This window comes from Serratia sarumanii (assembly GCF_029962605.1).
Lineage (GTDB): Bacteria > Pseudomonadota > Gammaproteobacteria > Enterobacterales > Enterobacteriaceae > Serratia > Serratia sarumanii.
This window is the reverse complement of the sequence record NZ_CP124750.1, coordinates 445,919-469,273: the sequence shown is the minus strand read 5'-3', so window position 1 is coordinate 469,273 and position 23,355 is coordinate 445,919. Positions and strand designations below refer to the sequence as shown.

Genomic DNA, 23,355 nt, shown 5'->3' with positions numbered 1-23,355 from the left:
TGCCGGTCTTGTTTTGAGGGATTGTAGTATGACCTACTGTGTGGCCATGCGTTTGTCGTCCGGGCTGGTCTTTGCGTCCGATTCGCGCACCAACGCCGGGGTGGACCATATTTCCACCTTCCGCAAACTGCACGTGTTCCAACAGGACGGCGATCGCACGCTGGTGCTGCAAAGCGCCGGCAACCTGGCGACCACCCAGAGCATCATCAGTTTGCTGTTGCACCGCAGCAAGGACGCCGAACGCCCCAACCTGCTCAACGCTCCCAGCCTCTACGACGCCGCCACGCTGGTGGGGGAAACGGTGCGCGAGGTGATCCAGCGCGACAGCGAGGCGCAGCAAAGCGGCAGCACCACCGACTTCAGCTGTAACCTGCTGCTCGGAGGCCAAATTAGCGGGGAAGAGATGCGGCTGTTCCATATCTACCCGCAAGGCAACTTTATCGAAGCCACCCGCGACACGCCCTATTTTCAGATAGGCGAAAGCAAATACGGCAAACCGATCATCGACCGGGTGCTGCACTACGACACGCCGCTGGAACAAGCGATGCAATGCGCGCTGATTTCACTGGATTCGACCCTGCGCAGCAACCTGTCCGTCGGGCTGCCGCTCGACGTGATGATCTACCCGCGCGACAGCTTCAGCCATGCCCGGCAATACCGCATTACCGAAGACCATCCGTACTTCAGCGCCATCCGCAAGGGCTGGGGCGAAGGGCTGGTCAGCATTTTCACCCAGTTGCCGCCGCTGCAGCTGTAGGGATCCGGGCTCACACGAGCCCGTCCGCCTCATTGCTCCTGCAACCCCCGCAGCAGCGCCTCCAGCGGGTACACCGCCGCAATCACCACCTCGTCGCGCGTCTGCGCCGCCGCATCCAGCTGGCGCTGCGCTTGTTCGGCCTCGGCCCGGTTCAGCGGTTTGTCCTGCTGATGGCGATCCAGCAGCATTAAGCCCAGCGTAGCCAAGGCATCGACGTCCTGCGCCACCGGGGCCAGATCGCGCAGCGTGCGGTTGCCCGCGATCGCCGTCTGCAGCGCCGCGGCGTTCGCCTGCCAGCGCTGCAGCCGTTCGCGCAGCGCCTGCGCCGCCGCCTTATCGCGCTTATCCTTCAACAAGGCCGCGACCTGGGCATGCATCTCACGTACCGCGCCGCTCTCCGGCGGCAGCGCATCGGCAAAGCGGTTCAGCGGTTCGAACTGGTGATAGTTGCCGGCCTGGAACTTCAGGTGCTGGCGGGTGTAATACTGCGCCGGCTCCACCGCCTCGGCCAGGATCTGCAGCGGCACGATCTGCACGCTGTTGCTCAATCGGGTGAATTCGCGCGCCGTTTCCGCGTGCTGCTGTAGGCCGACCGACACCACCGACCAGGCGTCGATCGCCGCCAGCCGCCGGTACATGTTGTTTTCGTCGGTGACGTCCTGCGCCGACCACAGCCGCTCCGCCACCGCGAAGGCGCGCGGCCACAGCTTGAGATCGAGAAGCGGCGCGCGCACGTTTTCCGCCCACAGCGCCGCTTCACCGCCGAGAATGTTGGCCTGCCCTTTCTCGTCCGGCACCACCGGCATCTTGCCCGCCGGCACCGCCGCCAGCTTGTCGCCGCGGGTGGGGTAACGCACGTTGCCGACTAACGTATAGCCGCTGAGCTTGTCCTGCTGCAGCGTGAACACCGGCCGCGTGTCGCCCATCCAGGTATCGACGCGGAACGTCACCTGCTGCGGCGTGCGCCAGACGATGTCGTGCACCGCGCGGCGCGACTTGCCGTTGAAATCGATAAAGCCGCGCCAGCCCTGCTTGCCCTCGATCAGCGTGAAGCTGCCTTCCACCGCGCTGCCCTTCAGGCGCGGCATGCTGAAACGCCAGCTTTGCGCCTGCTCGCCGGGCTGCACCGCCGTCTCGACCCCCAGCGGCTGCGGCAGAATTTCATCGCGGTAGTGATAGGCGGTGCTTTGCGGCTGATCGAGGTAGAAACCGGTGGAGAGAATGCCCTGATAGCCGTCCTGCGCGCTGGCGCCCAGCGAGTCTTGCCCCTGCCAGGACTGAATGACGATCGAGCGCGGCAGCGACGGATGATAGATCTCGTCCCAGCCGACCATCTGCCGCTGGTGCTTCTCGAGGATCTTTTCCAGCTTCTGGTTGAAGTAGGCCTGCAGCGCATGGGTATCCGCCAGCCCGTTCTTCTGCATAAACGCCTGAATCGACGGCGACGCCCGCCACTGGCTGGCGTCCACCTCGTCGCCGCCGATATGCAGATAAGGATCGGGGAAGATCGCCGCCAGCTCGCCGACGATCGTGTCAACAAACTGATACACCTCGTCGCGGGTCGGATCGAGCGTCGGCTTATGCACGCCCCACTCGCGCTCCATCCGATACGGCCCCGGCGCGCTCATCAGGTCGGGATAGGCTACCGCAATGCTGGAGGCGTGCCCCGGCATGTCGATCTCCGGCACCACGCGAATGCCGCGCGCCGTGGCGTAAGCCACCACCTGCCGCATCTGCTCGCGGGTATAGAACTGGCCGTCGCTGGCCTGCTGTTGCAGCTTGGGATAATGCTCGGAGGCAAAGCGCCAGCCCTGATCGTCGGTCAGGTGCCAGTGGAACACGTTAAGCTTGGCCGCCGCCATGCCGTCGAGCTGGCGCAGAATGTCCGGCAGCGGCAGGAAATGACGCGCCGAATCCAGCAGCACGCCGCGCCACGGAAAACGCGGCACGTCGCGGATATCCACCAGCGGCAGGAAGGTATTTTGCCCGTCGGTCTGCAGCAGCTGCAGTAGGGTCTCCATGCCGCGCAGCGCGCCGAAACGCGTGTTGGCGGTCAGCGTGGCGCCCTGCGGCGTGACCGCCAGCCGGTAACTCTCATCGCTGCCCGGCAGCGGCTGCGCCGCCACCCGGTCCTTGATCACCACCTTGATCGCCGCGCCGTTCGCTTCTTCCATCGGCGCCAGCGTCCAGCCGGTCTGCAGTTCGATGCGCTGGCGCCAGCGCGGCAGCGCGTCGCCCAGATCGTCGCCCTGCAGCGTCAGAGACAAACGGTGATCCAGCACCAGCTTGCCCGCCGGTTGCGTCACTTCCACCTGCTGCGGCCAGGGCATCAGCGGCAGATCGCCGGCCGGCTGCGCCAGCGCGCCGCAGGAAAACCATAACGATGAAGCCAGTAGCGTATAACGGAAAGGTCTGTGCATCGGAAATTCCTCAGAGGAAAAAAACAAAATATCCCCAATGAATTTCAAACCACCGCTAGGCGATAAACAACAACGCGTTGGTTTGAAAGGCGCAGGGGAAAACAGCCAACGCTGTAGATAAAGACTCAGCCCAGAACAGATGTCCAACCATTGCGGTGAAAAAGCGGGCGGGATCACAGTTGCCCCCTCCCCGCCGGAGGGGGCGAACGGGTTATTGCCAGCCGTAGCGGCGCACGAACCAGCCTTTCACGCACTGGGTCAGCACCATGTAACCGGCGAGGATCAGCACCAGCCACGGGAAGTAACCGAGCGGCAGCGCCTGCAACTGCAGGAAGCCGGCCAGCGGCGAGAACACCAGGCCGATGCCGGTGGCGATCACCGCCAGCGTCATGATGCACAGCGGCCAGGACGGGCGGCTCTGGATAAACGGAATTTTGCGCGTGCGGATCATGTGCACGATCAGCGTTTGCGACAGCAGCCCTTCCACGAACCAGCCGGACTGGAACAGCGTCTGCATTTCCGGCGTATTGGCCTTGAATACCCACCACATCAGGCTGAAGGTCAGCACGTCGAAGATCGAGCTGATCGGCCCAAAGAACACCATAAACCGCCCCAGATCGGCGGAGTTCCAGCGCTGCGGCTGGGTGATCTGATCGTCGTCGACGTTATCGAACGGGATGGCGATCTGCGAGATGTCGTACATCAGGTTCTGAATCAACAGGTGCAGCGGCAGCATCGGCAGGAACGGCAGGAAGGCGCTGGCGATCAGCACGCTGAACACGTTACCGAAGTTGGAGCTGGCGGTCATCTTGATGTATTTCAGCATGTTGGCGAAGGTACGGCGCCCTTCGATCACCCCCTGCTCCAGCACCATCAGGCTTTTTTCCAGCAGGATGATGTCCGCCGCCTCCTTGGCGATGTCCACCGCCGAATCGACGGAGATGCCGATATCGGCCGCACGCAGCGCCGGCGCGTCGTTGATACCGTCGCCCATAAAGCCCACCACGTGCCCCTGGCGGCGCAGCAGTTTGACGATGCGCTCTTTGTGCAGCGGCGTCAGCTTGGCGAACACCGTGGTGCGCGCCGCCGCCTGGGCCAGCTGCTCGTCGTCCATCTGCTCGATCTCGCTGCCGCGCAGCAGGTGCTCGGCCGCCAGCCCGACGTCCCGGCACACTTTGGCGGCCACCAGCTCGTTGTCGCCGGTGAGGATCTTCACCGTGACGCCGTTCTGTTTCAGCGCCGCCAGCGCCGGCGCGGTGCTCTCCTTCGGCGGATCGAGGAAGGCGACGTAGCCTTCGAGGATCAGATCCGACTCGTCCGCCACGCCGTATTCGTGGGTTTGCGCCGGCAGGATCTTGTTGGCCACTGCCACCACCCGCAGCCCCTGCTGGTTGAGATCGTCGGTGATGCGGCGAATGCGCGCCAGCAGCGCCTCGCTGAGCGGGATCACCTCGTCTTCGTGGCGCACGTGGCTGCAAATCGCCAGCATCTCTTCCAGCGCGCCCTTGCACACCAGCTCGTGATACTCGTTGTCTTTCGCCACCACCACCGACATGCGGCGACGCACGAAATCGAACGGGATCTCATCCACCTTGCGGTAGTTTTGCAACGCCGCCGGCTGCCGATTCTGCTCCGCGCAGCTCAGCACCGCCACGTCGAGCAGGTTTTTCAGCCCGGTCTGGTAGAAGCTGTTCAGCCAGGCGTAGCGCAGCACCCGCTCGCTGCCGGCGCCGAACGCATCGGTGTGGCGCTCCAGCACGATCTTGTCCTGAGTCAGGGTGCCGGTCTTGTCGGTGCACAGAATGTCCATGGCGCCGAAGTTCTGGATGGCGTCCAGGCGTTTGACGATCACCTTCTGGCGCGACAGCTTCACCGCCCCTTTGGCCAGCGTTGAGGTGACGATCATCGGCAGCATTTCCGGCGTCAGCCCGACCGCCACCGACAGCGCGAACAGCGCCGCTTCCCACCAGTCGCCCTTGGTGTAGCCGTTGATCAGCAGCACGATCGGCGTCATCACCAGCATAAAGCGGATCAGCAGCCAGCTGACCTTGCTGATGCCGCTCTGGAAGGCGTTCGGCTGCTGCTCCTGGCTGGTGACGCGCTGCGCCAGCTGGCCGAAATAGGTGCCGCCGCCGGTACCGATCACCATCGCCAGCGCGGTGCCGCTGACCACGTTGGTGCCCATGAAGCACAGGTTCTGGCAGTCGAGCGGATCGGCCGCCAGCGCCTGCGGCGCCGCGGATTTTTCCACCGGCAGCGATTCGCCGGTCAGCGCCGCCTGGCTGATGAACAGATCCTTGGCCGACAGCAGGCGCAGATCCGCCGGGATCATGTCGCCGGCCGCCAGCTTGACGATATCGCCCGGCACCAATTGCGCGATCGGCAGCTCCACGTGTTCGCTCTTGCCGGTGAGCGCATCGCTGCGGATCACCGTGGCGGTGTTGCTCACCATCGCTTTCAGCGCATCGGCCGCCCGGTTGGAGCGCGCCTCCTGGATGAAGTTCAGCAGCGTGGAGATCAGCACCATCAGCGCGATCACCAGCGCGCCGGTGAGATCCTCGGTGGCGTACGAGATCATGCCGAGCGCGGTCAGCAGCAGGTTGAACGGGTTGCGGTAGCAGTGCCAGAGGTGTTGCCACCAGGCCTCTTTCTGCTGATCGTCGATGACGTTCTCACCGCAGCGCCGGCGCACCTGCTCCGCCTCATGGGCGGTGATGCCTTCCGGGTGGCTGTGGAAACGCTCAAACAGCTGCATCGTCTCTGCGGCGGCGCATTCCAGCCGCTGTTGCGCCAGGCCGGCCGGCATATCGTGCGCAGCGCCGCCGACGCCGTCCAGCAGGCTGTCGCGGCGCACCAAACGGCGCGGAAGGCCGCGGGCGAACAGGCCCAGCAGCTGACGGGGGAGTTTTTTCAGTTTCATGGTTCGCACCTCGTCGCCCGGTGCCTCACGGCAGCGGGTAAACGGGGATCGTCATCGGCCGGGCGGATGGCGGGTGCGCCAAAAAGCCTCTGCCAACGCAGATCCTTATTCTTTTTTCAGCAGCAGGAGCGAACGACGAAACGCGCGCCACCGGTTACCGTGATGTACTTCACCGGTAAAACAGCAGCGCCAGGCGGAAAGGTTTTACCGGTGAACCGAGTGAGTGTCTAAAGCGGTCGGGTCGGGGTCCATATGGGGAATCACCTCCGGTAAAGGGAAAAACAGAGCGGCAGGAGCGGCCGTTCAGCGCAGTGCAACAATCCCGTATTGCCTCAAGATCCGCGTGGGAAAATGAGCTATGCTGACGGGCATTGTTTTACAGGCCATTATGTTACGCCTGTCCACCTCAACGAAAAGTAAACCATGCAAAACCGGCTGACCATCAAGGACATCGCACGCCTGAGCGGCGTAGGCAAATCCACCGTCTCACGGGTGCTGAACAACGAAGGCAGCGTGAGCCCGCAGACCCGCGAACGGGTGGAAGCGGTGATCCGTCAGCAAGGGTTTACCCCCTCCAAGTCGGCGCGCGCCATGCGCGGCCAGAGCGACAAAGTGGTGGGCATCATCGTTTCCCGTCTCGATTCACCGTCGGAAAACCAGGCGGTGCGCACCATGCTGCCGCTGCTGTATCAGCAGGGTTTCGATCCTATCGTGATGGAGAGCCAGTTCGAAACCCGCCTGGTGCAGGAGCACCTGCACGTGCTGCGCCAGCGCAACGTCGACGGCGTGATCCTGTTCGGCTTTACCGGGCTGACCGCGGCGATGCTCAAACCGTGGCAGGAAAAAATGGTGGTGATGGTGCGCGAATACGACGGCTTTTCGTCCGTCTGCTACGACGACGCCGGCGCGGTGAACCTGCTGATGGATCGCCTGTATCGGCAAGGGCACCGGCACATCGGCTATCTGGGGGTGCAGCTCAGCGACGCCACCACCGGCCAGCGCCGCTACCAGGCCTATCTCGACGCCTGCGAGCGCCTCAAGCTCACGCCGCGCGCCACGCTGGGCGAGCTGAGCTACCAGAGCGGTTTCCAGCACGCCGCCGAAGTGATTGATACACACACCAGCGCACTGATCTGCGCCTCCGACAGCATCGCCCTGGGGGCGATTAAGTACCTGCAGCAGCAGCCGGCGCGCGCCATTCAGGTATGCGCCATCGGCAACACCCCGCTGCTCAGCTTCCTGTTCCCCGATACTCTGTCGGTGGAGTTCGGCTACGGCAGCGCCGGCCTGCTGGCGGCGCAACAGCTGCTGGCGCAGCTCAACGGCGAACAGGGGATCCGCCGCCTGGTGGTGCCCAGCAAACTTTCCTGATTAAAAGACGACCATTTTTTGTCATTTTGTGATCCTCGCCCCAAACCGGGAACGTTCCCATTCCATAAAAAAATTCGAGTGACTAAGCTTTGATCATTACTCAGCCAACACCTCTGCAGGTATCCCATAATGAGCAAAGTAAAACAGCAGGATATTGATCGCCTGATTGTTTTGGTCGGCGGCCGCGAAAACATCGCCACCGTCAGCCATTGCATTACCCGGTTGCGTTTCGTCCTCAATGACCCCAGCAAGGCCAGCCCCAAAGAAATCGAAGAGCTGCCGATGGTCAAAGGTTGCTTCACCAACGCCGGGCAGTTCCAGGTGGTGATCGGCACCGACGTCGGCGACTACTATCAGGCGCTGATCGCCAGCACCGGCGTCAACGAGGCCGACAAAGAACAGGCCAAGGTGGCCGCGCGCCAGAACATGACCTGGACCGAGCGCACCATCTCCCACTTCGCCGAGATCTTCTTCCCGCTGCTGCCGGCGCTGATCAGCGGCGGTCTGATCCTCGGCTTCCGCAACGTGATCGGCGACATCCCGATGTCCGGCGGCCAAACGCTGGCGCAGATGCACCCGGCGTGGAAAACCATTTACGACTTCCTGTGGTTGCTCGGTGAAGCGATCTTCATGTTCCTGCCGGTGGCCATCTGCTGGTCGACGGTGAAAAAGATGGGCGGCACCCCGGTACTCGGCATCGTGCTGGGCGTCACCCTGGTGTCGCCGCAGCTGATGAACTCCTACCTGCTCGGCCAGCAAACGCCGGAAGTGTGGAACTTCGGCTGGTTCGTGATCCAGAAAGTCGGCTATCAGGCGCAGGTGATCCCGTCGATCCTGGCGGGCATGGCGCTGGGCTGGATCGAAACCCGGCTGAAAAAGATCGTCCCCGACTACCTCTATCTGGTGGTGGTGCCGGTGGTTTCGCTGCTGCTGGCGGTGTTCCTGGCGCACGCGCTGATCGGGCCGTTCGGCCGCATGATCGGCGACGGGGTTGCCTGGGCGGTGAAAGCGGTGATGACCGGCAGCTTCGCCCCGGTGGGCGCCGCGCTGTTCGGCTTCCTGTATGCGCCGCTGGTGATCACCGGCGTGCACCAGACCACGCTGGCCATCGACATGCAGATGATCCAGAGCATGGGCGGCACCCCGGTGTGGCCGCTGATTGCGCTGTCCAACATCGCGCAGGCCTCGGCGGTGCTCGGCATCATCATCATCAGCCGCAAGGCCAACGAGCGTGAAATCTCGGTGCCGGCGGCGATCTCCGCCTACCTCGGCGTGACCGAACCGGCGATGTACGGCATCAACCTCAAATACCGTTTCCCGATGCTGTGCGCGATGATCGGCTCCGCGATCGCAGGCCTTATCTGCGGCCTGGACGGCGTGATGGCCAACGGTATCGGCGTCGGCGGCCTGCCGGGCATCCTGTCTATCAAGCCGCAGTTCTGGCTGATTTACTCGCTGGCGATTCTGGTGGCGATCGTCATCCCGCTGGTGCTGACCATCATGGTCTACAAGCGCAAGGCCGCCCGCGGCGAGCTGCCGGTTTGATTGACGCAAAATACGCAACATGAATGTAGGGGCTAGAAATACCCTATAGCTTTCGAGCTGCAGCTAGGCGGCAAGGGTGCAAATCCCCAGGAGCTTACTCAAGTAAGTGACTGGGGTGCAGCGCCAGCAGCCAACAACGCTGCAGTTTGAAAGATGAAGGGTACGGGCCCGTTGTCACGATTCAAAGGTATACAGCTATGAGCAACCCAACCCCCTGGTGGCAGAACGGCGTCATCTACCAAATTTATCCGAAGAGTTTTCAGGACAGCACCGGCAACGGCTACGGCGATTTGGCCGGCGTGACCCGGCGGCTGGACTATCTGCAGGAGCTGGGCGTCGACGCCATCTGGCTGACGCCGGTCTACGTCTCCCCCCAGGTGGACAACGGCTATGACGTGGCGGACTACTGCGCCATCGATCCGGCTTACGGCACCATGGCGGACTTCGAGCAGCTGGTCGCCGCCGCCCACCGGCGCGGCATCCGCATCGTGATGGACATGGTGTTCAACCACACCTCGACCGAGCATCCGTGGTTCAAGGCCGCGCAGGATCGCCACAGCCCGTATCGTCAGTTCTACGTCTGGCGCGACGGCGAGGGGGATACGCCGCCGAACAACTGGCGCTCCAAGTTCGGCGGCAACGCCTGGCAGTGGCACGCAGACAGCGGCCAGTACTATCTGCACCTGTTTGCCGCCGAGCAGGCGGATCTCAACTGGGAACACCCGCCGGTGCGCGAAGAGCTGAAGAAAGTGTGTCAGTTCTGGGCGGACAAAGGCGTCGACGGCCTGCGTCTCGACGTGATCAACCTGGTGTCCAAGCAGCAGGACTTCCCGTCCGACAGCCAGGGTGACGGCCGCTGCTTCTACACCGACGGCCCGCGCATTCACGAGTTCCTGCAGGAAATGAGCCGCGACGTGTTTCAGCCGCGCGGCCTGATGACGGTGGGCGAGATGTCTTCCACCACGCTTGAGCATTGCCAGCAGTACGCGGCACAGAGCGGCGAAGAGCTGTCGATGACCTTCAACTTCCACCACCTGAAAGTGGACTACGCCAACGGCGAAAAATGGACGCGGGCGGCGCCGGATTACGTGGAGTTAAAGCAGATCTTCCGCCACTGGCAGCAAGGGATGCATAACCGCGCCTGGAACGCGCTGTTCTGGTGTAACCACGATCAGCCGCGCATCGTGTCACGCTTCGGCGATGAAGGCGCACTGCGGGTGCCGGCCGCCAAAATGCTGGCGATGGTGCTGCACGGCATGCAGGGCACGCCTTATATCTACCAGGGTGAAGAGATCGGCATGACCAACCCCGGCTTCCGCGCCATCGAGCAGTACCGCGACGTGGAAAGCCTGAACATGTACGCCGAACTGAGCGCCCAGGGCCGCGGCGACGCCGAACTGCTGGCGATCCTGGCGGACAAATCGCGCGACAACGGCCGCACGCCGATGCAGTGGAGCGCCGCGCCGCACGCCGGTTTCACCACCGGCACGCCGTGGATCGGCTGCGCCGAGAACTACCCGCAGATCAACGCCGACGCGGCGCTGGCCGACCTCGATTCGGTGTTTTATGCCTACCGCCAGCTGATCACCCTGCGCAAGCAGTATCCGCTGCTGACCCACGGCGACTATCAGGATCTGGCGCCGGATCACCCGGCGCTGTGGTGCTATCAGCGCAGCTGGAACGGCCAGCGCCTGCTGGTGGTGGCCAACCTGAGCCGCGAACCGCTGGCCTGGGCGGCGGAAGGCGTGGAAGCCTCCGCCCAATGGCGCCCGCTGATGAGCAACTACAGCGACTCGGCAGACCAGCCGCAGGCGCTGACGCTGCGGCCGTTCGAAGCGGTGTGGTGGCTGCTCGAAGACTGACCCCGCAGGGCGCAGTGAGCGAGCGCTGCGCCCTACAATGTCCCCATCAGCGCCACCACCCCGGCGGCCGCTTGCGCCAACTGCTCATCGCTCATGTCGGTCACGCCCTGCACCAGGTGCGGCGGCAGATAATCCATGCCGGTCAGGTTAGCCAGCGCGTGGAACGGCAGCAGCAGATCCTGCACCGGATAACGGTTGTATCCTTCCGCCGTATAAGCCTGCGCGTTGCCGCCGGTGCTCACCACCAATTGCAGCGGCTTGCCGTGCAGTTTGGTGCCCTCGCTGCCGTAGGCGAAACCATAGGTTAATACCGCGTCCTGCCATTCGCGCAGGATCGCCGGCGAGCTGTACCAGAAAAACGGGAACATCATTACCACCGCATCGTGGCTTGCCAGCAGTGCCTGTTCGCGCGCCACGTCGATGCGGTAATCCGGGTAAGTGCGGATCAGTTCGTGCACGGTCACGTTAGGCAGCGGGCGCACGGCCTCGATCAGCGCCTGGTTGATGCGCGACTCGTCGGGGGTGCGGTGGGCGGTTAACACTAAAATGCGTGACATAAAGGATTCCTTGAACGTAAAGAAGATGAGGCATTTTTCCATTTCTGCCGCTTCGGGTGTAGGCTGTTCAAGGTCACTTCAATTTCAACCGAAAGTATCAACCACTATGTCGCTGCCCTTTGACGTGCACCGCCTGCTGCCGGCCTTCCTCGCCGCCGCGCAGGCGCAAAATTTCTCCGCCGCCGCCCGCCAGCTGGGCGTCACGCCGGCGGCGGTCAGCAAAAATATCCGCGCGCTGGAAGAGAAGCTGGCGCTGCGGCTGTTTCAGCGCAACACCCACAACGTGCTGCTGACCGACGAGGGCAAAGCGCTGCTGGCGCAGGTGGCGCCGCTGTGGCAGGCGTTGGCGGCAACGCTGGAAAGCGCCGGCGGCGAGCGGCAGGCGCCGGCCGGGGTGGTGCGCGTCAGCATGATCCCCGGCTTCGGCCGCCAGATGCTGATGCCGTTGATCCCGCAATTTCTGGCGCGCTACCCGCAGATCGATCTCGATCTGTCGCTGGATGCCCGGGTGGTGAATCTGGTGGGCGAAGGCTTCGACGTCGGCATCGGCAGCCGGGTCGATCCCGACAGCCGGCTGGTGGCGCGCCCGCTCTACCCGATGCACATGGCGCTGGCGGCGTCGCCCGACTATCTGGCGCGGCGCGGTGAACCGCAAACGCCGCACGATCTGCTGCGGCACGACTGCCTGCTGCACCGCAACCCCAGCAACGGCCGCCACGTCAAATGGCAGCTGCGCCATCAGGGCGAAACGCTGGCGCTGGATCTGAACGGCCGATTGGTGGTGAGCCGCCCGGAGATGCTGCTGGATGCGGCGCTGGCCGGGCTGGGCATCGTCAACCTGGCGCGCTGGTACCTCGACAAGCACTTTGAGCAGGGCACGCTGCGGCCGGTGCTGGCGGAGTGCTGGCCGCGCCCGGTGCAGCTGTGGCTCTATTACGCCTCGGCGGATCTGCCGCCGCGGGTGCGCGTCTGGGTCGATTTTCTGCTGGAACATTTTCGCGATCGGCCAGTGAGCGATTGACGACTGTTCAGCTTGCGCACGCTCTTCCGTTTTCCTTGTTCTACATCAAAAGAATCTCGCCAATATCTATATATAGTGTATTAAGAATTGCGAACACCTATATATAGTAGTTATCCACAAAATCATCCACACACCGCCACAGCCCTTACGCGCTGCGGCTTTGCCCTGTGGATAAGCGAAATTTGACGGTTGCTCGCCACGCCAGGCGGGTATGAACGCTCCCTCGGGGAACAAGGAGTACAACGTGAAACCAGTAGTGATTAAGCGGGACGGTTGCCAGGTACCTTTTGACGAAGCGCGCATCGCGCAGGCCATCGAGCGCGCCGCGCTGGCGGTGGGCGTGGTCGACGCCGACTACTGCGCCACCGTCGCCCGCGTGGTCGCTCAGCGCATGGAGCAGCAGCCGCGCGTCGATATCCACGAGATCCAGCAGGCGGTGGAAAACCAGCTGATGGCCGGCGAGTACAAACAGCTGGCGCGCGCCTATATCGAATACCGCCACGATCGCGACGTGGCGCGCGAGCTGCGCGGCCGCCTGAACCAGGAAATTCGCGGCCTGGTCGAGCAGAGCAACCGCGCGCTGCTGAACGAAAACGCCAACAAGGACAGCAAGGTGATCCCCACCCAGCGCGACCTGCTGGCGGGCATCGTCGCCAAACACTACGCCAAGCAGCACATCCTGCCGCGCGACGTAGTGCTGGCCCATGAGCGCGGCGAAATTCACTACCACGATCTCGACTACTCGCCGTTCTTCCCAATGTTCAACTGCATGCTGATCGATCTGAAAGGCATGCTGACCAACGGCTTCAAGATGGGCAACGCCGAAATCGAGCCGCCGAAGTCGATCTCCACCGCCACCGCCGTGACCGCGCAGATCATCGCCCAGGTCGCCAGCCATATCTATGGCGGCACCACCATTAACCGCATCGATGAAATTCTGGCGCCGTTCGTCGACGAGAGCTTCCGCAAACACCTGCAGGTGGCGGAGGAATGGCAGATCCCGGACGCCAAAGGCTATGCCATGGCGCGCACCGAGAAAGAGTGTTACGACGCCTTCCAGTCGCTGGAGTACGAGGTTAACACCCTGCACACCGCCAACGGTCAGACGCCGTTCGTCACCTTCGGCTTCGGCCTCGGCACCAGCTGGGAGTCGCGCCTTATCCAGCGCTCGATCCTGAAAAACCGCATCGCCGGGCTGGGCAAAAACCGCAAGACCGCCGTGTTCCCCAAACTGGTGTTCGCCATCCGCGACGGCCTCAACCACCAGTACGGCGATCCGAACTACGACATCAAGCAGTTGGCGCTGGAGTGCGCCAGCAAGCGCATGTACCCGGATATCCTCAACTACGATCAGGTGGTGAAGGTCACCGGCTCGTTCAAAACGCCGATGGGCTGCCGCAGCTTCCTCGGCACCTACGAGCAGGACGGCGAGCTGGTGCACGACGGCCGCAACAACATCGGCGTCATCAGCCTCAACCTGCCGCGCATCGCGCTGGAGGCGATGGGCGATGAGTCGCGCTTCTGGGCGCTGCTGGATCAGCGCCTGCAGCTGGCGAAAAAGGCCCTGATGACGCGCATCGCCCGGCTGGAAGGCATCAAGGCGCGGGTAGCGCCAATCTTGTACATGGAAGGCGCCTGCGGCGTGCGGCTCAAGGCCGACGATAACATCGCCGATATCTTCAAGAACGGCCGCGCGTCGATCTCGCTGGGCTACATCGGCCTGCACGAGACCATCAACGCGCTGTTCGGCGGCGAAAAACACGTGTATGACGACGAAGCGCTGCGCGCCAAAGCGGTGGCGATCGTCGCGCGGCTGCGCGCCGCCGTCGACGCCTGGAAAGACGAGACCGGCTACGGCTTCAGCCTCTATAGCACGCCGAGCGAAAACCTGTGCGATCGCTTCTGCCGGCTGGACACCGCCGATTTCGGCGTGGTGCCGGGCGTCACCGACAAGGGCTATTACACCAACAGCTTCCACCTCGACGTGGAGAAGAAGGTCAATCCGTACGACAAGCTGGACTTCGAAGCGCCCTACCCGCCGTTGGCCAGCGGCGGCTTCATCTGCTACGGCGAGTACCCGAACCTGCAGCACAACCTGAAGGCGCTGGAAGACGTGTGGGACTACAGCTACAGCCGGGTGCCTTACTACGGCACCAACACGCCGATCGACGAGTGCTACGAGTGCGGCTTCACCGGTGAATTCTCCTGCACCAGCAAAGGCTTCACCTGCCCGAAATGCGGCAACCACGACTCGGCCAAGGTCTCGGTCACCCGCCGGGTGTGCGGCTACCTCGGCAGCCCCGATGCCCGGCCGTTCAACGCCGGCAAGCAGGAAGAGGTGAAGCGCCGGGTGAAACACCTCGGCAACGGGCAGCTTGGCTGAGAAACGCCGCGCAGCCTATGCAGAAGCCTGTTTATCAGGCGTGATTGTCGCAGCCAGTTTGCCTTCGGCCAGCGCGCACCAACCGGAGCGTACACGCAGTACGTGAGGATTGGCAGCACTGCCCGGAGGCAAAATGGCCAGTAAAATAGCCTGATGGGCAGGCCTCATATGAATTATCACCAGTACTACCCGATCGACGTCGTCAACGGCCCCGGCACCCGCTGCACGCTGTTTGTCGCCGGCTGCGTGCACCAGTGCCCCGGTTGTTACAACAAAAGCACCTGGCGGCTCAACTCCGGCCAGCCGTTTACCCCGGCGCAGGAAGACCGCATCATCGCCGATCTGAACGATACGCGCGTGCCGCGCCAGGGGCTGTCGCTCTCCGGCGGCGATCCGCTGCATCCGGCCAACGTGCCGAGCATCTTAACGCTGGTGAAACGGGTGCGCGCCGAGTGCCCCGGCAAGGATATCTGGCTGTGGACCGGCTATCGGCTGGCGGAACTGGACGCGCAGCAAATGCAGGTGGTGGACAGGATTAACGTGCTGATCGACGGCAAGTTCGTACAGGATTTGAAAGACCCAGCGCTGATTTGGCGCGGCAGCAGCAACCAGGTGGTGCATAGGTTGCGATGAGCTGACAGCGCTGCTCTCACATGTGTTGGCCCAAGCTCGAACTGATACAGCAATGGCACAGAGTCAATCTGACAGGCTGCTTTGTGCCAGTAGAAGACGCAGCATGTCATGTGATAAGTTTTTCAATACTCCAGTCATTTTTATTTGTCATACTAAAAGACTTAAATGCTGGTCTTACCTTACTAATTTTTAGGTCGCAATTTGATATAATCTTTTGATAAAAATCAACTTCGTTTTTTTCAGTTGTGCATGCACCGAATATAATTCCATTGAGTTTTAATTTATTGTGAAAAGGAATAAGGAAGTGATTATCTATGCGTGTTAGTATTTTATCTTCTAACCCTATTATCAATCTTGTTTCATCCTCATACTCCCAAGCTTTATATTTATATTTTAAAGCATCCAATGGATTTGGGTTACTACTCTCAAGTAGTCTCTCGGGATGATAGCAAACATCCGTTAATAAACTTTTATCAACAGAAAAAACCAAGCAAACACCTTTATGTTTATCAGCGTAATGCGCCCATTGGACAGGGTGCTTCCATGAATTACTGAATGAAATTATTCCATGCGACTCATTTATATTCCTCTTTTTTTCTTTCATGGAAAGTCGAAACTTCTTATTTCCGACATTTTCCGATAACAATTCGAAAGGATCGTTTAGACCATTAATACGCGATACACGTAAATTCTCATTTTTTACTATATTCTCTGCCGAACTTAATGTTGTGAAATGATATACTGTTTTTAACATTTTAATAACCGTCACTCGATGTATTTTATATCCAAATCAGTTTTGACTTTAAATAACCAAAAAATTCATCCATAAACATTAATTCACCTCCTAAAAAACCAAGTGTCTTCTGTTCGCTCATAGCAGATCTCACGGTGGTTCAGACGGTCCACTCTGTGCAGAGCAGACGTTCAAACCAAGGAGCTAACACAATCCAAACTAACGACAATAGAGTCACTATATCATTTCAATTTGAAGAACATTAACGGCAATAAATTTACAGTCAATATCTGATGCACTTGTCGATTTGCAAGTTTTAAAGTGCAGATTCACTGTTGAACTCCTAACAAGACTCAACTGTACACCTCGTTCAAAAAGCACTTCCATCTCATGACTATGAGAACCCTCGTCTAGTGAAAACACAAATGCTTTCTTATCTATACTTTTTATAGTGATTACCATAAGATCGATTCGGCCAGCATCATATGCCTTACCCCTCCAGTCTCCATTATTTAAAGCGACTTTCGGGCAAAACGATGTTGATAACACGCGATTTGTCAGAAATGACTTCACCTGTCCCCCCATCTTGTCTAGAGGCCATATTCCTCCGTGAAATAGCGCCTGACCTACTGGAATCAGCATGCCATGCTTTGAAATCAAAGAATTTATAACTTCAAAGTCTTTTGGAGGGTAATTTTCTTGATAATCAATTAGTTGCTTTGGTGTTGAATGAGGCATGCATTCACGCCATTTTTTATATTCCATGTTTTTTTCAAGATAACTAATAACATGATTATCAATCCTATTCTCATCTTTGTTCCCTGCAATTAACCTTGCAGCGTCATGTGCAGAATTTAATATTAAATCTATTTTCACCTTTATTTGGCAACATGGCCTCCACTCTCCTCTCGATAATAACTCATCGGTTTCTACTTCTGTTGGCTCCCTTTCTTCCCAAATTTCCAATGGAAGTGAAAATGGATCAATTTTATTAAAGAAAGAATTGTCAAATTCCAAAGGCATCACCATGCTTATCTCCTGATTTTATTAATAATTTAAACAGTTGTGAGAACTATTGCAAAGTCCGCTTTTCGCTCAAAGCCGACCAACAGCGCCCCTAGACACTGTAAGTCCAGCGGTGAGCTAGCGCAGCTCAACATCATCCTCGATAACGCTCCTGGATTTTCACCTTGAATATAGCCATTCGTTTTTCTACCTCCGAATGGCTGAGATAAACCGCGGTGCCGTTTCTTAAGCGTTCAAAGGCGGCATCCACCCTTTCACGCAACGCTTGCTCCAGCAACATCGCCTCTATGTCCATTTCAGGCTTATTCCGCTGTTCCATTTCCATCTCCTCCTTTGAGACAGCATCAGGCCACTTATCAGTTACACCAACCCCATCCCCACTACGCCGGTCAGTGCGCCGCACAGCGCCACCAGCGCCGCCGTCAGGCACAGCGCCCGGGCGGAGAAGGCTTTGTTGAGCATCAGCAGCGAAGGCAGGCTGACCGCCGGCAGGGTCATCAGCAGCGCCAGCGCCGGGCCTGCGCCCATGCCCGCCAGCATCATGGTCTGCACGATCGGGATTTCCGCCGCGGTGGGGATAACGAACAGGCAGCCGACGATCGCCAGCGCGATGATCCACAGCAGGCTATTGTCGACGGCGCCGTCGGCGTGCGGGAACAGCCAGACCCGCGCCGCGCCCAGCGCCAGCACCGCCAGCACGTAGATCGGGATGGTCGACCAAAACAGCGCCCACAGCGCTTTGCCCCAGCGGGCGAGGAACGGCCGCTCGTCGCTCTGCGCCGTCATCACCGGCGGCTGCGGCGCGGCGGGCTGCGGGTCCTGGGCGGTCACGCGCTGCACCAGCCAGGCGATGCCCAGCACCATCACCACGCCCGCCACCAGGCGGATAGCGGCAAACGGCCAACCGAGCACAAACCCCATAAACACCAGCGTCGCCGGGTTCAGTACCGGGTTGGCGAGCCAAAAGGCCAGCGCGGCGCCGCTGGATACCGACTGGCGGCGCATGCCGGCGGCGACCGGCGCGGCGCAGCAGGTGCACATCATGCCCGGCAGCGCGATCAGCGCCCCCAGCACGGTGCCGGAAAAACGCCGGTGGCCGAGCGTGCGCGCCAGCCAGTCGCGCGGGATCAGCACCTGCACCAGCGAACCTAACAGCACCCCGAGCAGCGCCGCCTTCCACACCGCGGTGAAATAGACCAGCGCGTACTGCCAGGCCGCCAGCCAGGGGCTCGCAGCGCCGTCGGCCAGGATCGATTTGCCGATCGAGTGGCTGTCCGCCGCCACGAAGGCCTTGCCGTAGTACGGCTGCCATTTCACGTAGTAGAGGCCGACGGCCACCACCAGCAGAAACAGGATCGGTTTCCACAGCGGCCAGGCGCGTGGGGCGTGTTCAGGGGCGTTCAGAGATTGCGGCATGGTAGCGGCCAGAGTCAGTCAACAGTGGCGCCAGCATAGCGCGCCGCCGCCGCCCGTGCACGCCCGGGCTGTCCAAAATAGTTCATCTGTTCGCCACCGACGCGTAACGCGATTGTCATCTGCGCCCGGCACCATGATGCCAACTTGAAAACCACAGGGTAGACGCACGATGAAACGCACCGCTTCCGCCTTCATCGCACAGCCATCGGTATGACGAGGTTTTTATTATGATGGAGTTATCTAGACATCCGACCACTTACCCCACCCGCTATCAGCAGATCGCCGCGCAGCTGGAACAGGAGCTGCGCACGCAGTACCGCTGCGGCGACTACCTGCCTTCGGAACAGCAGCTGGCCGAGCGTTACCAGGTCAATCGCCACACCCTGCGCCGCGCGGTGGATCAGCTGGTGGAGCGCGGCTGGCTGCAGCGCCGCCACGGCGTCGGCATTCTGGTGCTGATGCGGCCTTACGACTACCCGCTACACGCCAATACCCGCTTCAGCCAGAACCTGTTCGAGCAGGGCAGCCACCCCACCAGTGAGCGCTTACTCGCTGTCTTGCGCCCGTGCAATGGGCATGTCGCCAGCGCACTTTCGCGTGAAGAAGGCGAAATGGTGATCCACCTGCGCACCCTGCGCCGGGTCAACGGCGTGCCGATGAGCGTGATCGACCACTATCTGCCCGATCTGGACTGGTGGCCGGCGCTGCAGCAGTTCCACAGCGGTTCGCTGCACCAGTTTATCGAACAGCACCTCCAGCAGGCGCTGACCCGCCGCCAGACGCGCATCAGCGCGCGCCGCGCGCAGGCCAAAGAGAGCCGGCTGCTGGAGATCGCCACCCACGCGCCGCTGCTGTGCGTGCGCACCCTTAACGTCCGCAGCGGCGGCGAAGACGTGGCGGAATACTCCGTCAGCCTGGCCCGCGCCGACATGATTGAACTGACGATGGAGCACTGAATGCAAGCCTTAGAGTCGAGACAACGCTGGATGTCGGTGCTGGCGCACAGCCGGCCCGAGCAGCTGCGCAGCCACTGGCAGGCGCTGAACCTCAGCCCGGGTTACCGCAGCATCCGCGCGCCGGAGATCGGCCTGGCCCAGCTGCAGGGGCGCATGGGCGCCACCGGCCGCCGCTTCGTGCTGGGGGACATGACGGTCACCCGCGCGGTGGTGCAGCTGGACAACGGTGGCTACGGCTACAGCTATATCGCCGGGCGCGACAAGGCGCACGCCGAGCTGTGCGCACTGGCCGATGCGCTGCTGCAACAGCCGGAACACGGCGAACGCCTGCAACAACAGCTGATCGCACCGCTGGCTGCACTGCAGCACGAACAGCGCCAGCTGCGCGCCCGGGCCATCGCCGCCAGCCGGGTGGACTTCTTTACGCTGGTGCGAGGGGATTAAGCCATGAGTTTATTGACCGGTTTTGAGCAACCGATAGACCAATCGCAGCACGCTTTCCGTTTGATTCTTAAAGCCTTGAGTGAACCGGGCCACCGGGTGGCGCTGCCGAACGGCCCGGCCTGGGCGCCGCTGAACGCCGCCAGCACCGCCGCGCTGCTGACGCTGGCCGATCAGGAAACGCCGTTGCAGCTGTGTGCGGCGCTTAAAAGTGAGCAAGTGCTAACAAACATTCGTTTTCACAGCGGCGCGCCGCTGGCCGCCACGGCGCAGGAGGTCTGTTTTGCCCTGTTCGATGAGCAGTTGCAGGCCGCCGATCTGCAGGCGTTGCCGCACGGCACGGAAATCTCGCCGGAGTTCGGCGCCACGGTCATCGTGCAGCTCAGCGAGCTGGAGAACGGCGCCGCGCTGCGCCTGACCGGCCCCGGCATAGAGAATCATCGTCTGATAGCGCCGCGCCTGCCGCCGGCGCTGCTGGATTATCTGGTCAACCGCCCGCAGCGCTTCCCGCTGGGGCTGGATATTTTGCTGACCTGCGGCGATCGCCTGCTGGCGATCCCGCGGACCACCCGCGTGGAGGTGTGCTGATGTACGTAGCGGTAAAAGGGGGCGAAAAAGCCATTGAGGCCGCCCATCAGCTGCAGGAACAGCTGCGGCGCGGCGACGACGCGCTGCCGGCTCTCGGCGCGGAACAAATCGAACAGCAGCTGGGCCTGGCGGTGGATCGGGTGATGACCGAAGGCGGCATCTACGATCGCGAGCTGGCGGCGCTGGCCATCAAACAGGCCAGCGGCGATCTGGTGGAGGCGATCTTCCTGCTGCGCGCCTATCGCACCACCCTGCCGCGCCTGGCGGTCAGCGAGCCGCTGGCCAGCGAAAACATGCGGCTGGAGCGGCGCATTTCGGCGGTTTACAAGGACTTGCCCGGCGGGCAGGTGCTGGGGCCGACCTACGACTACACCCACCGGCTGCTGGACTTCGCGCTGCTGGCGGAAGGCGAGGCGCCGCGTGCGCCGCAGGCCGACGAACCGCTGCCGGACAACTGTAGCCACGTATTCGATCTGCTGTGCCGCCAGCAGCTGGCGCGGGAGGAACAGGACGACGGCAGCGCGCCGGACGACATCACCCGCAATCCGCCGGTTTACCCCTGCTCGCGCTCGGCGCGCCTGCAGCAGCTGGTGCGCGGCGACGAAGGTTTTCTGCTGGCGCTCGGCTACGCCACCCAGCGCGGCTACGGCCGCAACCACCCGTTCGCCGGCGAGATCCGCACCGGCCACGTTTCGGTGGAGATCGTGCCTGAAGAGCTCGGTTTCGCCATCGATATCGGCGAAATCCTGCTGACCGAGTGCGAAATGGTCAACGGCTTCGTCGATCCCAAGGACCATCCGCCGCACTTCACCCGCGGTTACGGGCTGGTGTTCGGCCGCGCCGAACGCAAGGCGATGGCGATGGCGTTGGTGGACCGCGCATTGCAGAGCCCCGACTACGGCGAAGGCGTCGCCGGCCCGGCGCAGGACGAAGAGTTCGTGCTGGCCCACGCCGACAACGTCGAGGCCGCCGGCTTCGTCTCCCATCTCAAGCTGCCGCACTACGTCGACTTCCAGGCCGAACTGGAGCTGCTCAAGCGGCTGCGGCAGGAATACAGCGAGCGTCAGGAGGCCCGCAATGAGTGAAGTATTGACCGGCTATAACCTCGGCTATCTGGACGAGCAGACCAAGCGCATGATCCGCCGCGCCATCCTGAAGGCGGTGGCGATCCCCGGTTATCAGGTGCCGTTCGGCGGCCGCGAGATGCCGATGCCCTACGGCTGGGGCACCGGCGGCATTCAGCTCACCGCCAGCGTCATCGGCCGCGCCGACGTGCTGAAGGTGATCGATCAGGGCGCCGACGACACCACCAACGCGGTGTCGATCCGCCGCTTCTTCCAGCGCGTCGCCGGGGTGGAAACCACCGAACGCACGCCGGAGGCCACGCTGATCCAGACCCGTCACCGCATTCCGGAAACGGCGCTGCGCGAAGACCAGATCCTGATCTATCAGGTGCCGATCCCGGAGCCGCTGCGCTTTATCGAACCGCGCGAAACCGAGACCCGCAAGATGCACGCGCTGGAGGAATACGGCGTGATGCAGGTGAAGCTGTATGAAGACATCGCGCGCTACGGCCATATCGCCACCACCTACGCCTACCCGGTGAAGGTCAACGATCGCTACGTGATGGATCCGTCGCCGATCCCGAAATTCGACAACCCGAAAATGCACATGATGCCGGCGCTGCAGCTGTTCGGCGCCGGGCGCGAGAAACGCATCTACGCCCTGCCGCCTTTCACCAAGGTGGAGAGCCTGGACTTCGACGACCATCCGTTCAGCGTGCAGCAGTGGGACGAACCCTGTGCGCTGTGCGGCTCGCGCCACAGCTACCTGGACGAGGTGGTGCTCGACGATCGGGGCAACCGCATGTTCGTCTGTTCGGACACCGACTACTGCCGGCAGCAGCTGGCGCAATCTTCGCAAGAGGCGCAGCACTGATGACTTCCACCCCTTTGAGCACCACCCCGCTGCTGTCGGTGAACCGGCTCACCCACCTGTACGCCCCCGGCAAGGGCTTCAGCGACGTGTCGTTCGACATCTACCCCGGCGAAGTGCTGGGCATCGTCGGCGAATCCGGCTCCGGTAAAACCACGCTGCTGAAGTCGATCTCGGCGCGGCTGGCGCCGCAGCGCGGGCAGATCCTTTACCGCCCGCAGGCGGGCCAGGAACAGGATCTGTACGCCATGGCGGAGAGCGATCGCCGCCGCCTGCTGCGCACCGACTGGGGTGTGGTGCACCAGCACCCGCTCGACGGGCTGCGGCCGCAGGTCTCTGCCGGCGGCAACATCGGCGAGCGGCTGATGGCCATCGGCCAGCGCCACTATGGCGACATTCGCCGTCAGGCCGGCCAGTGGCTGGAAGACGTCGAAATCCCGCTGTCGCGCCTCGACGATCTGCCGACCACCTTCTCCGGCGGCATGCAGCAGCGGCTGCAGATCGCCCGCAATCTGGTCACCCACCCCAAGCTGGTGTTTATGGATGAGCCGACCGGCGGGCTAGACGTGTCGGTGCAGGCGCGCCTGCTCGATCTGCTGCGCAACCTGGTGGTGGAAATGCAGCTGGCGGCGGTGATCGTCACCCACGATCTCGGCGTGGCGCGGCTGCTGGCCCACCGTCTGCTGGTGATGAAACAGGGCGAAGTGGTGGAGAGCGGCCTGACCGACCGGGTGCTGGACGATCCGCACCATCCTTACACCCAGCTGCTGGTTTCTTCGGTGCTGTCGTAA

20 protein-coding genes are annotated in these 23,355 nt (G+C 61.8%); 13 read left to right on the top strand and 7 right to left on the bottom strand.

What is annotated here, in order from left to right; genetic code table 11:
- The first annotated feature begins 28 nt into the window (after positions 1-28).
- Positions 29-757, top strand: a complete 729-nt coding sequence (locus SSARUM_RS02170) for a proteasome-type protease (protein ID WP_015376453.1) — start codon at positions 29-31, stop codon at positions 755-757.
- A gap of 29 nt (positions 758-786) precedes the next feature.
- On the opposite strand, the gene SSARUM_RS02165 is transcribed toward SSARUM_RS02170, so the two are convergent.
- Both SSARUM_RS02165 and mgtA read right to left on the bottom strand, forming a co-directional pair.
- Entirely contained in the window at positions 787-3,177 is a 2,391-nt protein-coding gene (locus SSARUM_RS02165; RefSeq protein ID WP_060430754.1) for a family 20 glycosylhydrolase, read from the bottom strand.
- 211 nt (positions 3,178-3,388) lie between these two features.
- On the bottom strand, positions 3,389-6,097 hold the full coding sequence (gene mgtA / locus SSARUM_RS02160) for a magnesium-translocating P-type ATPase (RefSeq protein ID WP_060430753.1): 2,709 nt from the start codon (positions 6,095-6,097) through the stop codon (positions 3,389-3,391).
- 423 nt (positions 6,098-6,520) lie between these two features.
- Between mgtA and treR the strand changes: the two genes are divergently transcribed.
- The 3 genes from treR to treC all read left to right on the top strand — a co-directional run bounded on the left by treR (position 6,521) and on the right by treC (position 10,875).
- Entirely contained in the window at positions 6,521-7,468 is a 948-nt protein-coding gene (gene treR, locus SSARUM_RS02155; protein WP_033636858.1) for a trehalose operon repressor TreR, read from the top strand.
- 129 nt (positions 7,469-7,597) lie between these two features.
- Complete coding sequence (treB, locus tag SSARUM_RS02150; RefSeq protein ID WP_033636857.1) at positions 7,598-9,013, top strand: PTS trehalose transporter subunit IIBC; 1,416 nt, start codon at positions 7,598-7,600, stop codon at positions 9,011-9,013.
- A 197-nt stretch (positions 9,014-9,210) separates the two neighbouring features.
- Complete coding sequence (treC, locus tag SSARUM_RS02145) at positions 9,211-10,875, top strand: alpha,alpha-phosphotrehalase (RefSeq protein ID WP_060430751.1); 1,665 nt, start codon at positions 9,211-9,213, stop codon at positions 10,873-10,875.
- Between the two features lie 32 nt (positions 10,876-10,907).
- Here treC and SSARUM_RS02140 read toward each other — a convergent pair whose 3' ends face one another.
- Positions 10,908-11,432 carry an NAD(P)H-dependent oxidoreductase gene (locus tag SSARUM_RS02140; RefSeq protein WP_049211844.1) on the bottom strand — a complete coding sequence of 175 codons (525 nt, stop codon included), beginning with the start codon at positions 11,430-11,432 and terminating at the stop codon, positions 10,908-10,910.
- 106 nt (positions 11,433-11,538) lie between these two features.
- On the opposite strand from SSARUM_RS02140, the gene SSARUM_RS02135 reads away from it, so the two are divergent.
- The 3 genes from SSARUM_RS02135 (at position 11,539) to nrdG (ending at position 15,469) form a co-directional block, all read left to right on the top strand.
- On the top strand, positions 11,539-12,453 hold the full coding sequence (locus SSARUM_RS02135; RefSeq protein ID WP_060430749.1) for a LysR family transcriptional regulator: 915 nt from the start codon (positions 11,539-11,541) through the stop codon (positions 12,451-12,453).
- Positions 12,454-12,697: 244 nt separating this feature from the next.
- Complete coding sequence (gene nrdD, locus SSARUM_RS02130; RefSeq protein ID WP_033648639.1) at positions 12,698-14,836, top strand: anaerobic ribonucleoside-triphosphate reductase; 2,139 nt, start codon at positions 12,698-12,700, stop codon at positions 14,834-14,836.
- Positions 14,837-15,004: 168 nt separating this feature from the next.
- Positions 15,005-15,469: an anaerobic ribonucleoside-triphosphate reductase-activating protein gene (gene nrdG / locus SSARUM_RS02125; protein WP_060430747.1), complete on the top strand. Its 465-nt coding sequence runs from the start codon at positions 15,005-15,007 to the stop codon at positions 15,467-15,469.
- 106 nt (positions 15,470-15,575) lie between these two features.
- On the opposite strand, the gene SSARUM_RS02120 is transcribed toward nrdG, so the two are convergent.
- The 4 genes from SSARUM_RS02120 to SSARUM_RS02105 form a co-directional block, all read right to left on the bottom strand.
- Entirely contained in the window at positions 15,576-16,223 is a 648-nt protein-coding gene (locus SSARUM_RS02120; protein WP_080430348.1) for a DUF2971 domain-containing protein, read from the bottom strand.
- A gap of 216 nt (positions 16,224-16,439) precedes the next feature.
- The gene (locus SSARUM_RS02115) at positions 16,440-17,231 is read right to left on the bottom strand and encodes a hypothetical protein (protein ID WP_223182018.1); all 792 of its coding nucleotides are present in this window, start codon (positions 17,229-17,231) and stop codon (positions 16,440-16,442) included.
- A gap of 130 nt (positions 17,232-17,361) precedes the next feature.
- A complete protein-coding gene (locus SSARUM_RS02110; RefSeq protein WP_223182017.1) occupies positions 17,362-17,553 on the bottom strand; it encodes a hypothetical protein in 192 nt (63 codons plus the stop codon).
- Positions 17,554-17,588: 35 nt separating this feature from the next.
- Positions 17,589-18,644, bottom strand: coding sequence for a permease (locus tag SSARUM_RS02105; protein WP_060430745.1), 1,056 nt, complete (start codon positions 18,642-18,644; stop codon positions 17,589-17,591).
- A 227-nt stretch (positions 18,645-18,871) separates the two neighbouring features.
- Here SSARUM_RS02105 and phnF point away from each other — a divergent pair, with 227 nt between their 5' ends.
- The 6 genes from phnF to phnK are packed head-to-tail and all read left to right on the top strand — an operon-like array spanning position 18,872 to position 23,355.
- Positions 18,872-19,600, top strand: coding sequence for a phosphonate metabolism transcriptional regulator PhnF (gene phnF, locus SSARUM_RS02100; protein WP_033648644.1), 729 nt, complete (start codon positions 18,872-18,874; stop codon positions 19,598-19,600).
- A complete protein-coding gene (phnG, locus tag SSARUM_RS02095; protein WP_019453314.1) occupies positions 19,601-20,044 on the top strand; it encodes a phosphonate C-P lyase system protein PhnG in 444 nt (147 codons plus the stop codon).
- 3 nt (positions 20,045-20,047) lie between these two features.
- Positions 20,048-20,629, top strand: coding sequence for a phosphonate C-P lyase system protein PhnH (phnH, locus tag SSARUM_RS02090; protein WP_060430743.1), 582 nt, complete (start codon positions 20,048-20,050; stop codon positions 20,627-20,629).
- Positions 20,629-21,714: a carbon-phosphorus lyase complex subunit gene (locus SSARUM_RS02085; protein WP_060430742.1), complete on the top strand. Its 1,086-nt coding sequence runs from the start codon at positions 20,629-20,631 to the stop codon at positions 21,712-21,714. The genes phnH and SSARUM_RS02085 overlap by 1 nt, the downstream gene beginning before the upstream one ends.
- The gene (locus tag SSARUM_RS02080; protein ID WP_004933420.1) at positions 21,707-22,567 is read left to right on the top strand and encodes an alpha-D-ribose 1-methylphosphonate 5-phosphate C-P-lyase PhnJ; all 861 of its coding nucleotides are present in this window, start codon (positions 21,707-21,709) and stop codon (positions 22,565-22,567) included. Before SSARUM_RS02085 ends, SSARUM_RS02080 begins: the two co-directional genes overlap by 8 nt.
- Complete coding sequence (phnK, locus tag SSARUM_RS02075; protein WP_038879071.1) at positions 22,567-23,355, top strand: phosphonate C-P lyase system protein PhnK; 789 nt, start codon at positions 22,567-22,569, stop codon at positions 23,353-23,355. The genes SSARUM_RS02080 and phnK overlap by 1 nt, the downstream gene beginning before the upstream one ends.

What these genes read in the sequence shown, in the direction of transcription:
- SSARUM_RS02170 (WP_015376453.1), top strand. Translation starts at nt 29, where the DNA reads ATGACCTACTGTGTGGCCATGCGTTTGTCGTCCGGGCTGGTCTTTGCG.
- SSARUM_RS02165 (WP_060430754.1), bottom strand. Translation starts at nt 3,177, where the DNA reads ATGCACAGACCTTTCCGTTATACGCTACTGGCTTCATCGTTATGGTTT.
- mgtA (WP_060430753.1), bottom strand. Translation starts at nt 6,097, where the DNA reads ATGAAACTGAAAAAACTCCCCCGTCAGCTGCTGGGCCTGTTCGCCCGC.
- treR (WP_033636858.1), top strand. Translation starts at nt 6,521, where the DNA reads ATGCAAAACCGGCTGACCATCAAGGACATCGCACGCCTGAGCGGCGTA.
- treB (WP_033636857.1), top strand. Translation starts at nt 7,598, where the DNA reads ATGAGCAAAGTAAAACAGCAGGATATTGATCGCCTGATTGTTTTGGTC.
- treC (WP_060430751.1), top strand. Translation starts at nt 9,211, where the DNA reads ATGAGCAACCCAACCCCCTGGTGGCAGAACGGCGTCATCTACCAAATT.
- SSARUM_RS02140 (WP_049211844.1), bottom strand. Translation starts at nt 11,432, where the DNA reads ATGTCACGCATTTTAGTGTTAACCGCCCACCGCACCCCCGACGAGTCG.
- SSARUM_RS02135 (WP_060430749.1), top strand. Translation starts at nt 11,539, where the DNA reads ATGTCGCTGCCCTTTGACGTGCACCGCCTGCTGCCGGCCTTCCTCGCC.
- nrdG (WP_060430747.1), top strand. Translation starts at nt 15,005, where the DNA reads ATGAATTATCACCAGTACTACCCGATCGACGTCGTCAACGGCCCCGGC.
- SSARUM_RS02120 (WP_080430348.1), bottom strand. Translation starts at nt 16,223, where the DNA reads ATGTTAAAAACAGTATATCATTTCACAACATTAAGTTCGGCAGAGAAT.
- SSARUM_RS02115 (WP_223182018.1), bottom strand. Translation starts at nt 17,231, where the DNA reads ATGGTGATGCCTTTGGAATTTGACAATTCTTTCTTTAATAAAATTGAT.
- SSARUM_RS02110 (WP_223182017.1), bottom strand. Translation starts at nt 17,553, where the DNA reads ATGGAAATGGAACAGCGGAATAAGCCTGAAATGGACATAGAGGCGATG.
- SSARUM_RS02105 (WP_060430745.1), bottom strand. Translation starts at nt 18,644, where the DNA reads ATGCCGCAATCTCTGAACGCCCCTGAACACGCCCCACGCGCCTGGCCG.
- phnF (WP_033648644.1), top strand. Translation starts at nt 18,872, where the DNA reads ATGATGGAGTTATCTAGACATCCGACCACTTACCCCACCCGCTATCAG.
- phnG (WP_019453314.1), top strand. Translation starts at nt 19,601, where the DNA reads ATGCAAGCCTTAGAGTCGAGACAACGCTGGATGTCGGTGCTGGCGCAC.
- phnH (WP_060430743.1), top strand. Translation starts at nt 20,048, where the DNA reads ATGAGTTTATTGACCGGTTTTGAGCAACCGATAGACCAATCGCAGCAC.
- SSARUM_RS02085 (WP_060430742.1), top strand. Translation starts at nt 20,629, where the DNA reads ATGTACGTAGCGGTAAAAGGGGGCGAAAAAGCCATTGAGGCCGCCCAT.
- SSARUM_RS02080 (WP_004933420.1), top strand. Translation starts at nt 21,707, where the DNA reads ATGAGTGAAGTATTGACCGGCTATAACCTCGGCTATCTGGACGAGCAG.
- phnK (WP_038879071.1), top strand. Translation starts at nt 22,567, where the DNA reads ATGACTTCCACCCCTTTGAGCACCACCCCGCTGCTGTCGGTGAACCGG.